A 10,937-nucleotide genomic window follows, 5' to 3' on the forward strand; every position below is an offset into this window, starting at 1 on the left:
CCCGTGCAGCTTCGCGTCGGCGAGCGCCCGGCCCCGTGCGATCGCCTCCGCCCAGGCCGCCCCCCGCTCGACCGGCGCGCGGGCGGCCACCGGGTCGACCTCGCCGCGCAGCACCCGGCCCACCCAGCGCAGCGCCTCCGTCAGGAAGTCCGCCGGCTCCAGCAGCACGTCCCCGAGACCCAGCTCGAACGCCTGCCGGCCGCGCAGCATGCGGTTCTGGCTGAGCGCGTTGCCGATGATGACGGACACCGCCTGTTCGGCGCCGATGAGGTTGGGCAGCAGTTGGGTGCCGCCCCAGCCCGGGACGAGGCCGAGGAAGACCTCTGGGAAGGCGAGTGCGGGAATGCCGGCGGACAGCGCCCGGTAGTCGCAGTGCAGGGCCAGCTCCAGCCCGCCGCCCAGCGCCGCTCCGTTGACGAGGGCGAAGGTCGGGACCTTCCGGTCACCCAGGCGACCCTCACCCACCCGGGCGAAGGCCTCGTGCCCGAGGCGGCCGAGCGCCGCGAGCGATGGGCGGATCTGCTCCGGGTCGGTGAGCGACGAGCGGAAGGACAGGTCCGCACCCACGCTGAAGATGAACGGCTTGCCGGTGACGGCGATCGCGGCGATCGGCGGGTCGTGCGCCTCGATCTCGTCGACGGCGGCGAGCAGGGACCGCAGGCCGGCTGGGCCGAAGGTGTTCGGCCGGGTGTGGTCATGACCGTTGTCGAGGGTGATCAGGGCGACGGGCCTGGCCACCCCGGGCAGCCGCGCGTAACGGGCGTGGGCGGCCGTGACGACCTCGTCCGGCAAGGACAGGGTCACCTCGTCGATGGTCATGGATCTCCCCTCGGTTCCGCCGCGGGCCCGGTCGTGTCGGACGGGTCGTCCCGGGTCGGTCGTCGTGCCTGCTCAGTCGTCGTGCCTGCTCAGTCGGCCGCGGCGTGGTGCGGGTTCGCCCAGATCGTGGTGGCGCCCATGCCGAGACCCACGCACATCGCCGTCATGCCGTAGCGCACCTCGGGATGCTCGGCGAACTGCCGGGCGAGCTGGGTCATCAGGCGCACCCCGCTGGACGCCAGCGGGTGACCGAACGCGATGGCCCCGCCGTACGGGTTGACCCGGGGATCGTCTTCGGCGATGCCGAAGTGGTCGAGGAAGGCCAGGACCTGCACGGCGAAGGCCTCGTTCAGCTCGAACAGGCCGATGTCGTCGATGGTCAGGCCGGTACGGGCCAGCGCCTTCTCCGTCGACGGGATCGGCCCGACGCCCATCACCTCGGGGGGGACTCCGGCGAACGCGAAACCCACCAGGCTCATCTTCGCCGACAGGCCCAGCTCGGCCGCCACCTCGGCGGCGGCGAGCAGGCAGCCGGTGGCGCCGTCGTTGAGCCCGGCGGAGTTGCCCGCGGTCACCCGCCCGTGCGGCCGGAACGGCGTGCGCAGCCCGGCGAGCCCCGCCTGCGTGGTGTCCGGTCGCGGCGGCTCGTCGGCAGTGACGAACTCCCAGCCCGCCTCGACGTGCCGGGCAGCCACCGGGACGAGGTCGGGCTGGATCTGACCGTTCGCGTACGCCTTGGCGACCTTCTCCTGGGAGGCCAGAGCGAAGGCGTCCGCCCGCGACCTGGTGATCTTGGGGTACCGGTCGTGCAGGTTCTCGGCGGTCGAGCCCATCACCAGCGCGGAGGTGTCCACGAGCCGTTCGGCGACGAACCGGGGGTTGATGTCGGCGCTTTCGCCCATCGGGTGGCGGCCCATGTGTTCCACCCCGCCGGCCATGGCCACGTCGTAGGCGCCGACGGCGATCGACGAGGCCGTCGTGGTCACCGCCGTGACGGCGCCTGCGCACATCCGGTCGATTGCGAAGCCCGGCACCGTTTCCGGCAACCCGGACAGGATGGCGGCGACCCGGCCGATGGTCAGGCCCTGATCGCCGATCTGGGTGGTGGCCGCGATCGCCACCTCGTCGATCCGCTCAGGGGGGAGGGAGGGATTGCGCCGCAGCAGCTCCCGGACCACCCGCACGATCAGATCGTCGGCACGGGTCTCGGCGTAGACGCCCTTGGCCTTCCCGAACGGGGTTCGGACCCCGTCGACGAACACGACGTCGCGTACGAAGTTTCTGGATGATCCGAACACGGGACCTCCCGACCCGCGGCCGCCACCGACCGCTGGTTCGTCGCCGTCGAACGTCGGCTGTTGTCCGGGACCCGGTTCCAGGGCTCGGACAGCCAGCCGGCACCGGCGCGGATACCGCCGGCACGGCTAGCCTACGGCAGCGGTTACCAGCCAGTAGACATCTCGGAGCCATGGATGCCAGGTGCCCGGGGATGCCAATGTCGTGGGATGCCAATGTCGTGATGCGCCGGTCCGTCCCTGGCCCACGACCCGCAGATCCGGCCGTCAGCCCGCCGGCTCGGCTGTCGGTTCGGCCGGTGCTGTCGGTTCGGTTGGTTTGGTCGGCGGCTCGGCGAGGACGGTGAGCAGGGGAGCGGCCGTCAGCTCGATCTGCCAGGGGCGTGCCCCGCCGGCCCGCAGCGCCCCGGCGACGGTCGTGTCCGTCAGGGGATTCGGCGGGGACCAGGCGAGCCGCCGGGACAACGCGGGCTCGAGGAGGTTTTCCACCGGCATCGTGTGGGCGGCGGCGAGGGCGGCCAGCGCGGCCCGTACCCGGGCCAGCCGCGACGCGGCCACCGGGTCGCGCTCGGCCCAGCGGTTGGGCGGCGGCAGACCGTCGCCGCCCGGTCCGGCCGGGGCGGGCAGCTCTTCCTCGGGCAGCGCGGCGGCGCCACGCAGGGCGTCGAGCCAGACGTTCGCGGTGCGGCGGATCCGTGGTCCGGAGAAGATGGGCAGCCGGACCAGCGCGGCCGCGTCGGTGGGGGCGTTCAGCACGGCGTCCATGATCGCGCTGTCCGGGAGGACGCGACCCGGCGCGACGTCACGGGTACGAGCGAGCCGGTCCCGGGCGGTCCACATCGCCCGGACCGCCGCGAGCTGGCGGCGGGACCGGGCGCGGTGGATCCCGCTCGTCCGGCGCCACGGCTCGGCCCGTGGCTCGCGTGGCGGGGCCGCGACGATCGCGGCGAACTCCTGCCGGGCAAATTTGATCTTGTTTTGTTCGATCAGCTCCGCCTCGAGCGCGTCGCGCAACTCCACCAGCAGCTCGACGTCGAGCGCCGCGTAGCGCAGCCACGGCTCGGGAAGCGGGCGGGTCGACCAGTCCGCGGCCGAATGGCCCTTCTCCAGCCCGTAGCCCAGCACCCGTTCGACCATCATCCCCAGCCCGACCCGTTCGTAGCCCAGCAACCGGCCGGCGAGCTCCGTGTCGAACAGCAGACTCGGCCGCAGACCGAGCTCGGACAGGCACGGAAGGTCCTGGCTGGCGGCGTGCAGCACCCATTCGATCCCGTCCCCCGCGTCCTGGATGACGCTCAGATCCTCGAGCGCGATCGGATCGAGGAGCAGCGAGCCCGTGCCCCGCCGTCGGATCTGGACGAGGTAGGCCCGCTGGCTGTACCGGTAACCGGACGCTCGTTCGGCGTCGAACGCGACCGGCCCGACGCCGGCCGCGAGGCGTTCCGCCGCCGCGGCGAGTTCCGCGGTGTCGACGATGACGGGGGGTACCCCGTCCGCAGGGGTGAGCAGCGGGATGGGCTCATGGGCACCAGTGCTGGACTGTACCTCCACCTCGGCGCTGACACCCCCGCTGACCCGCTGTGTTGATTCAGGAACCGTTGACGTCACGATCAGTGATCGTACGTCTGAATCCTGGCAGAGGTAGCCGTGTCCTACAGTGAATCGCGTTATTTATACGCTTTGTAACGACTCGGTAATGGGAGGTGCGCGCGGTGGAGGGTCGGCCGCGGCGCGCGGCGCGCGGTGGGTGGTGCGGTGCTGTCCGTCCGGCGGGCCGGTGTGACGCGGCCAACCCCGGCGGGTTGGTAGTGTGATGACTCCGGACAGTTGTGGGGGAAGGCCGGCCATGGCCGCGAGCAGGTCGCCGAATGCGAGCAGGTGGGCGGCCGTCGCCGAGGCGCTCCAGGGCGGCTGGCCCTGCGCGCCCGGCCCTGCGGGGCCGAGGTCGGATGCGAGGGTGGTCTCCGCCCAGTCGGGTGACCAGGAGCAGCGCAGCTCCACGGCGAAGCTGTCCCCGTCGGCCGCGAGCACGCCGAAGCGTTGTGACGCGGTGGCCGTGACCGTGCCGCCCAGGGCGCGCACGCCCGCGCCGTGCGCCTCCAACGATTCCCGCAGCCACGACCAGGCGACCTCGGCAAGCAGGGGATCGCCGGCGATCTCCCGGTCGATGCTCGCGCGGGCGTAGCAGACGATGCGGGCCGTGCCCTGCCAGGCCGGCTGTCCCTGAGGATCCATGAGCAGGATGAGCCGGCCGGCCGCGGTGTCGGCCTCGTCCCCGGTCAGCCCACCGGCCAGAGCGAAGGAGAACGGCGCGACCCGGGTGGGCGCCGCCACCTCGTGCACCGCCACCTCCGGGCGCAGCCGCGCGATCCCCGCGCGCAGGGCGTTGGTGACCGCGAGGAAGATCGGAGAGCTCGCCTCGGATGACTGCGCGACCCCCATGACGGCAACGGTAGGACGTCGGTCTTGATCATGCTGGCCGGACGTCGGAGCGTACGGTTAGCGTACGGTTTCGGTCCCGTTGCGTGCGGGCGGGAACCGGTGAGCCGGTGTCCGGAGTACCCCGGCTGAGGGGCGGAACTGTGCAGGCTCACGCCGGGATCCGCGCGGCGGCACGATCGCGGCCGCGGAGATCCCGGACTGCGGGGGTCTCGCGCACGGGCCTCGGTTGGGCCGTCGGCCGCTCCGCGGGGGCCGGCCCGACCAGCACCGCGGCGCCACAGGAGGTGCAGACCCACTCCGGGCAGTCGTCACCGTGCCCGTCGGAGCACGGGGGTTGTTCGAAGATGCGCTCGTCGCCGCATGCGATGCAGACGAGAACGATGTGATCCTCGGCGCTCACCCGGACCTGTTCCACTCGACCACCACTCCCCGCGCACGTCTGCCCGTGATGCGTACCGTTGGATCGTGGTGGGCGCATAATCACGGATCGCGCGCCACTCGCCACGGCCGGCGGGAGGGGGAACGCGGGATGACGCGCACCCTCTACCCCAATTCCGACCGGACTGACGGTGCCACGGGACGGGCGGATGTCCGTGCATTCTCTCCGGCGTGTCGCGTGAGCCCGTCTCGGGGCGGTGCGGGGCGGATCGCCCGGTCTGTGGGGCGGTGGGGCCGGGCCGGCCCTCGGCTCAGCCCGCCTGGCCGGCCGGCTTCGAGGTGGGACGTGCCGGCTCTGCGTCGCCCAGCCGGGCGGCGTCGCCACGCAGCCAGTGCCGCTCGACGAAGAACGGGGCGACGGGCAGCACCGCGGCGATCAGCGCGAGCACGGTCTGCTTACGGCGCCAGCGCCCGACCACCGAGAGGTAGCCGATGAGGGCGCAATAGATGAGGAAGAGCACGCCATGGACCGGGCCGAGGATCCGCACGCCGATCGGGTAGTCGGCACCGTATTTGATCGCAGTCGCGACGAGCAGCAAGAGGAAGGACAACGCCTCGGCGAGCGAGACGACGCGGGCCAGGGCAAGGGGCTGGGAGGCGCCGCTCGGGGCACGACCGGTCATCGGTGACTCCTCGTCGTAGCAGATGGCGTCGTAGGGGATGGCGTCGTAGCGGATGACACCGAGGTGTTCCACTGTCCGGGTGTCCTGGAGTGCCGGGACCCGGGACGCGCCGTGGCATGCCACGGCGACCGCGGGATTCGTCACGTCCGATCGTTCGTCCCCGTCCGCTGGCGCGGCCTCGACGGACGGGAGCGCCCGGCACCGGCCGGATCTGGAAGTTCTTCTACCCAGAGTAGAAGATAGCGGATGTGCAACGTTCCGGTTGGTACTCTCCGGTCCTCGCCGCCGGGAGCCGTCAGGCCCGTGCGGTGGCCCATCCCGCTATGGCCGTACTCCCACACATCTCACGGGCGTGCAACGATCGACCCATGCCTGTCCTCCACGTCGACGCGGGACCCGGATCCGGGCCGGGCGGCGTCTCGCCCCCGCCGACCGGTGCCGCGCTCGCCCGGCGGCTCGGCCTGGCCGACACCGCGCCCTTCCTGCGGGCCTGTCGACGGGAGCCCCCCGGGACCACGCCGGTGTGGTTCATGCGTCAGGCCGGGCGGGTCCTGCCCGAGTACCGGGCCCTGCGCGCGGGAGTCGCCATGCTCGACTCCTGCCGGGAGGCCGAGATGATCACTGAGATCACGCTCCAGCCGGTACGCCGGTTCCGGCCGGACGCGGCGATCTTCTTCTCCGACATCGTGGTGCCCCTGGTCGCGATCGGCCTCGACATCGACATCGTCGCCGGGATCGGACCGGTGGTGGCCGAGCCCGTGCGGGACGCCGTCGGGCTCGCCGCGTTGCGCGTACTGGAGCCGGACGACGTTCCCTACGTGGCCGACGCGGTCCGGCTACTGCTGGCCGAGCTGGGTTCAACCCCGCTGATCGGGTTCGCCGGGGCGCCGTTCACCCTCGCGAGCTACCTCATCGAGGGCGGGCCGAGTCGCGACCACGCCCGCACCAAGGCGTTGATGTACAGCGAACCGAAGCTCTGGCACGACCTGCTGGCCCGGCTCGCCGACATTACCACCGCCTTCCTGCGGGTCCAGGTGGATGCCGGTGTCGACGCGCTGCAGCTGTTCGACTCCTGGGCCGGGGCGCTGGACGAGGCGGACTACCGTCGCTACGTCGCGCCGCACAGCGCTCGGGTGCTGGCCGCCTTCGCCGGTGAGGTGCCGCGCATCCACTTTGGTGTGAACACCGGTGAGCTGCTCGCCGCGATGGGCCAGGCGGGTGCGGACGTCGTCGGGGTCGACTGGCGGGTTCCTCTCGACGAGGCCGCTCGGCGGATCGGGCCCGGTCACGCCGTGCAGGGAAACCTCGACCCGACCGCGGTCTTCGCCCCCGAAGCGGTGCTCGCCGCCAAGGTGCGTGACGTCTGCGCCCGCGGGGCCAAGGCGGAGGGGCACGTGTTCAACCTCGGCCACGGGGTGCTGCCGCAGACCGATCCGGGCATGCTTGCACACGTCGTTGACCTCGTCCACGGCAGGTGAGTCCACGGCAGGTGATCCGCCCTCATCGGACCGGTTCACTGGAACCGGCTCGATGGTGAAAACTGGCGGGCGGCACCACTCAACGTGAAGGGCGGCAGGAACGTGCGGGTTGTGATCGTCGGTGGGGGTATCGCCGGGCTCTCGGCCGCCCGCGCCCTGGCCGGGCACGCCGAAGTGACCGTCCTCGATGCGGCGGACCGGGTCGGTGGCAAGCTGCGTACCACCCCGATCGAGGGTCTGGACGTCGAAGAGGGCGCGGAGTCCTTCCTCGCCCGGGTTCCCGACGGACTCCGCCTGGCCCGGCAGATCGGGCTCGGGCACGACATCGTGCATCCGGCCACGACGTCGGCGTCACTGTGGATCCGCGGCCGGCTGCGTCCCATCCCCCCGAACACTCTGCTCGGAGTGCCGACCGACGTCCTCGGCCTGGTCCGCTCGCGGGTGCTGTCCCCGTGGGGGCTGGTGCGGGCCGCCGCCGACCTGGTGCTGCCGCGGACGCGTTTCGCCGACGATCCGACCGTCGGCCGCTACGTCGGCACGCGGGTCGGGCGCGAAGTCGTCGACCTGCTGGTGGATCCGCTGCTCGGGGGGGTGTATGCGGGCCGGGCCGACGCGCTGTCGCTGCGGACTACCGTGCCCCAGCTCGTCCCCATCTTCGCCGAGGACCGCTCGCTGCTCCTCGGCGCGCACCGGGTGCGGGCCCGTACCGGACCCGCGACGACGACCTCGACGGCACCGCTGTTCGCCACGCTTCGGGGGGGCCTGGGCTCCTTCGCGGCGCGGGTGGCGGCGCAGTCCGGCGCCACCGTGCACACCGGGGTGCTCGTCCGCTCGATCGCGAAGACCGCGGGCGGCTGGCAGGTCAACTGTGACCGGGTGGGCGGCGCGGACGCCCTCGGGCCGTTCCAGGCCGACGCCGTGATCCTCGCGGTGCCCGCCGGGGTGGCCCGCGCCCTGCTGGCGCCGCTGGCCCCGCATGCCTCCGCCCCGCTTGCCGGCGTGCCCTACGCCTCGGTTGGCCTGGTGACGCTGGTCTACCGGGATGCCGCGCCGCCACCCGGCAGCGGATTCCTCGTGCCCGCCCGGGCGGGCACCGCGGTGAAGGCGGCCACCTTCCTGTCCGCCAAGTGGCCGCACCTGGGCTCCGACCGGCTCACGGTGGTGCGGGCGAGCATCGGCCGCGCCGGTGCCGAACAGGACCTGCAGCGTGGGGACGTGGAGCTCGCCGGGGTGGCGGCGGCGGAGATCGCGCAGATCACCGGTCTGTCCGGTCGGCCGGTCGCGACCCGGGTGAGTCGCTGGGGCGGGGCACTCCCGCAGTACCTGCCGGGTCATCTCAACCGGATCGCCGCGGTGCGCCGGGGGCTTCCAGCGGGGATCGTCCTGGCCGGCGCGGGATACGACGGTGTAGGCATCCCGGCCTGTATCCGGTCGGGGGAGACCGCCGCGCACGCGGTGCTGAGGGCTACCCGGACGGCGCAAGGCAGTCCGGCCGATCCGGTGGGCCCGGGAATCTGATTACGTGCACCGGCCCGGACCGCGTCCGGCCGCCGGTGAAGGAGGATGGGAATGTCGGAGTCCACGAAATCGGCCCGCGAACTCAACGCGGAGCTGCTCTACACGGGATGGTCGGTCTTCGCGGCCGACCGTCCGCTGCCCGCCGAGCGGACCCCGCTGATCGACCAGGCGACCGCCTTGCTCGACGGGGCGCTGGCCAAGGACGTCTACACCCGCGGTGTCTACGAGATCTCGGGCTACCGGGCCGACGCGGACCTGATGGTCTGGTGGACGAGCCCGGACCCGGACCTGCTGCAGGAGACCTACCAGCGGTTCCGGCGGACGGCCCTGGGCGGGCACCTGCGTCCGGTGTGGTCGGCGGTCGGCCTGCACCGGCCGGCGGAGTTCAACCAGAACCACATCCCCGCCTTCGTCCGGCGGGAGGACCCCCGCGGTTATCTCTGCGTCTACCCGTTCAACCGCTCGCTGGAGTGGTACCTGCTGCCGGACTATGAACGGCGCGGGATGCTCGCCGAGCACGGGATCATGGGCCGGGAGTACGAGGACGTCCGGGCCAACACGGTGGCTTCGTTTGGACTGGGCGACTATGAGTGGCTGCTCGCCTTCGAAGCGGATGAGCTGCACCGGATCGTCGACTGCATCCGACACCTTCGGGCCAGCGCGGCGCGACGGCACACCAGGCTGGAGACGCCGTTCTACACCGGTGCCCGCAAGCCGCTGGCGGACGTCGTCACCGCCCTGCCCTGAGGCGGGTGGCTGCCGGGTAGACCGGCGGAGGACCGGTACCGGCGGAGGACCGGGACGGCAGCCGGCGCCTGCCTGGGCGCCCCCACCCGTCCGGCAGGCGCCGACCGTCCCGTGACTGTGCTCACCGGCCTCACCCGGGCGGCATCACTCCAGGTGACATCAATCCCGACGTGACATCACCCCGGCGATGTCACCCCGGCGATATCACGTCGGCGACGTCGCACGGGGCGCGCAGGATCGCACAGCCCCACCTCTCCCGGCGCCCGCGGGGGCGGGCAGCCGACGGATCCCGAGCCGAGACCCGCGATCCATAACGCAGAGTAGCATTATCGCCGCTGTTTGTGTGCGCAGCGTAGGCGTCAGGCGTCCGTGGGTCGATGGTGCCTGTCATGCCCGCGTCGGCGGGCGGACTCGGAAGGTTTGTCGACTCGGAAGGTTCGTCATGGCGGTCGCTGGTCGACGACCGCATCTCTGTTACTGTAAGTTGCCATAAACGCACGGATCACGCCATGGCCACGGTCGGCGGTCGGGGCGTTACGCCGCCATCGCCGGGCCGGGCCGCTGGTAGATCATCTCGGCGTAACCGGTAACGTTGCCCCCGTGACCACGGAGCGCCACCCGTGTCGGCGTCCGGTATTCCAGTTCGCTCCGGTGTGCCGACACACCCCAGTGGGACCTGGATGATGCGCGCGTTCGGCTCATCGTTCGGGGTGGCCCACAGTCAGTGGCGGGGGAAGATCGCTGGAGGTCCGGTCGATGCACCACCGAGGGATGAATTCGTGGCTGTCTGAGCGAGGGGCGCCGCGGGCCGCCGAACGGGGAGGACGATGACACCTCCGGGCCCGTTCGGATCCTGGCTCGGGCTCGGGCACGTGCCGGCGCCACTGGGCCAGTCCGTTCGGCCGGGTCCGGTCGGTGTTGTTGACGCGCGCCGTCGCGGTGCTGGGGGGGGACCACGAGTGACGGAGACGGTGCCCGGCGACACGCGCGCGACCGCTGGGTCGAACTTCGTTCCGCGCGCCCGCGGCGGGCAGGGGATGCCGTCCCCGCCGGCGCGCCCGGCGGGGACGGCCGGCCGTCCCGTCGGCGCACCGCCGAGCCGCCCGGCTACCGGGCCCGGCGGGCGGCACAGCGCGGGGCGGGTGAGCCCAGCCGCCGTCGAGACGGGCGGCTACCGCGCTCAGGTGACCTGGGAACGGCGTTACGTCCGGCTCCTCGTCCTGCTTCGACGCGGCCGCCTGCGTGGTGGCAGCGGGGCTCGCGTATTTCGTGCGATTCGGCGACCTGGTCGACTTCGGTACCCAGCCGGTGTCCTCCAAGCCGTACATCCTCATGACGGTTCTGCTGCCGCTCGCCTGGGTGCTGGTGATGTCCCTGAACCGGGCCTACGAGAGCCGGTTCCTCGGCGGTGGGTCGGAAGAGTTCCGGCGGGTGGTCAACACGGCGGCCCGGTTCACCGCGGCGGTGGCCATCGCCTCGTATGCGACGAAGGCGGAGATCGCCCGTAGTTACGTGCTGATCGCCTTCCCGGCCGCGACCCTGTTCTCCATGGTGGGTCGGGTCGTCGGCCGCGGCCT

At 72.2% G+C, this 10,937-nt stretch carries 9 protein-coding genes and 1 pseudogene; 4 read left to right on the forward strand and 6 right to left on the reverse strand.

The annotated features are described in order from the left end of the window. The 6 genes from AC08OT_RS14930 to AC08OT_RS14955 all read right to left on the reverse strand — a co-directional run. A partial coding sequence (locus AC08OT_RS14930; RefSeq protein WP_476602934.1) for an enoyl-CoA hydratase/isomerase family protein occupies positions 1-819 on the reverse strand: 819 nt, incomplete at its 3' end. A gap of 89 nt (positions 820-908) precedes the next feature. Continuing rightward, positions 909-2,117, reverse strand: a complete 1,209-nt coding sequence (locus tag AC08OT_RS14935; RefSeq protein ID WP_476591661.1) for a thiolase family protein — start codon at positions 2,115-2,117, stop codon at positions 909-911. 264 nt (positions 2,118-2,381) lie between these two features. Continuing rightward, positions 2,382-3,665 carry an HRDC domain-containing protein gene (locus AC08OT_RS14940; RefSeq protein ID WP_476591660.1) on the reverse strand — a complete coding sequence of 428 codons (1,284 nt, stop codon included), beginning with the start codon at positions 3,663-3,665 and terminating at the stop codon, positions 2,382-2,384. Between the two features lie 120 nt (positions 3,666-3,785). Then, positions 3,786-4,556, reverse strand: coding sequence for a DUF3000 domain-containing protein (locus AC08OT_RS14945; protein WP_476594882.1), 771 nt, complete (start codon positions 4,554-4,556; stop codon positions 3,786-3,788). A 148-nt stretch (positions 4,557-4,704) separates the two neighbouring features. Next, positions 4,705-4,971, reverse strand: a complete 267-nt coding sequence (locus AC08OT_RS14950; protein WP_476602935.1) for a hypothetical protein — start codon at positions 4,969-4,971, stop codon at positions 4,705-4,707. 274 nt (positions 4,972-5,245) lie between these two features. Then, positions 5,246-5,761 carry a DUF3817 domain-containing protein gene (locus AC08OT_RS14955; RefSeq protein ID WP_476602936.1) on the reverse strand — a complete coding sequence of 172 codons (516 nt, stop codon included), beginning with the start codon at positions 5,759-5,761 and terminating at the stop codon, positions 5,246-5,248. A gap of 224 nt (positions 5,762-5,985) precedes the next feature. Here AC08OT_RS14955 and hemE point away from each other — a divergent pair, with 224 nt between their 5' ends. The 4 genes and pseudogenes from hemE to AC08OT_RS14975 form a co-directional block, all read left to right on the forward strand. Further along, positions 5,986-7,095, forward strand: coding sequence for a uroporphyrinogen decarboxylase (gene hemE, locus AC08OT_RS14960; RefSeq protein ID WP_476591656.1), 1,110 nt, complete (start codon positions 5,986-5,988; stop codon positions 7,093-7,095). 102 nt (positions 7,096-7,197) lie between these two features. Beyond that, the gene (gene hemG / locus AC08OT_RS14965) at positions 7,198-8,613 is read left to right on the forward strand and encodes a protoporphyrinogen oxidase (RefSeq protein WP_476591655.1); all 1,416 of its coding nucleotides are present in this window, start codon (positions 7,198-7,200) and stop codon (positions 8,611-8,613) included. A gap of 51 nt (positions 8,614-8,664) precedes the next feature. Continuing rightward, positions 8,665-9,360, forward strand: a complete 696-nt coding sequence (gene hemQ, locus AC08OT_RS14970) for a hydrogen peroxide-dependent heme synthase (protein WP_476591654.1) — start codon at positions 8,665-8,667, stop codon at positions 9,358-9,360. Between the two features lie 959 nt (positions 9,361-10,319). Continuing rightward, positions 10,320-10,937: pseudogene (locus AC08OT_RS14975) on the forward strand (sugar transferase); the annotation flags it as partial.

Source organism: Frankia sp. CgJB1 (assembly GCF_977947065.1).

Excerpts from the sequence above, each read along its gene's own strand:
- AC08OT_RS14945 (WP_476594882.1), bottom strand. The coding sequence starts at position 4,556 with ATGGGGGTCGCGCAGTCATCCGAGGCGAGCTCTCCGATCTTCCTCGCG.
- hemE (WP_476591656.1), top strand. The coding sequence starts at position 5,986 with ATGCCTGTCCTCCACGTCGACGCGGGACCCGGATCCGGGCCGGGCGGC.
- hemQ (WP_476591654.1), top strand. The coding sequence starts at position 8,665 with ATGTCGGAGTCCACGAAATCGGCCCGCGAACTCAACGCGGAGCTGCTC.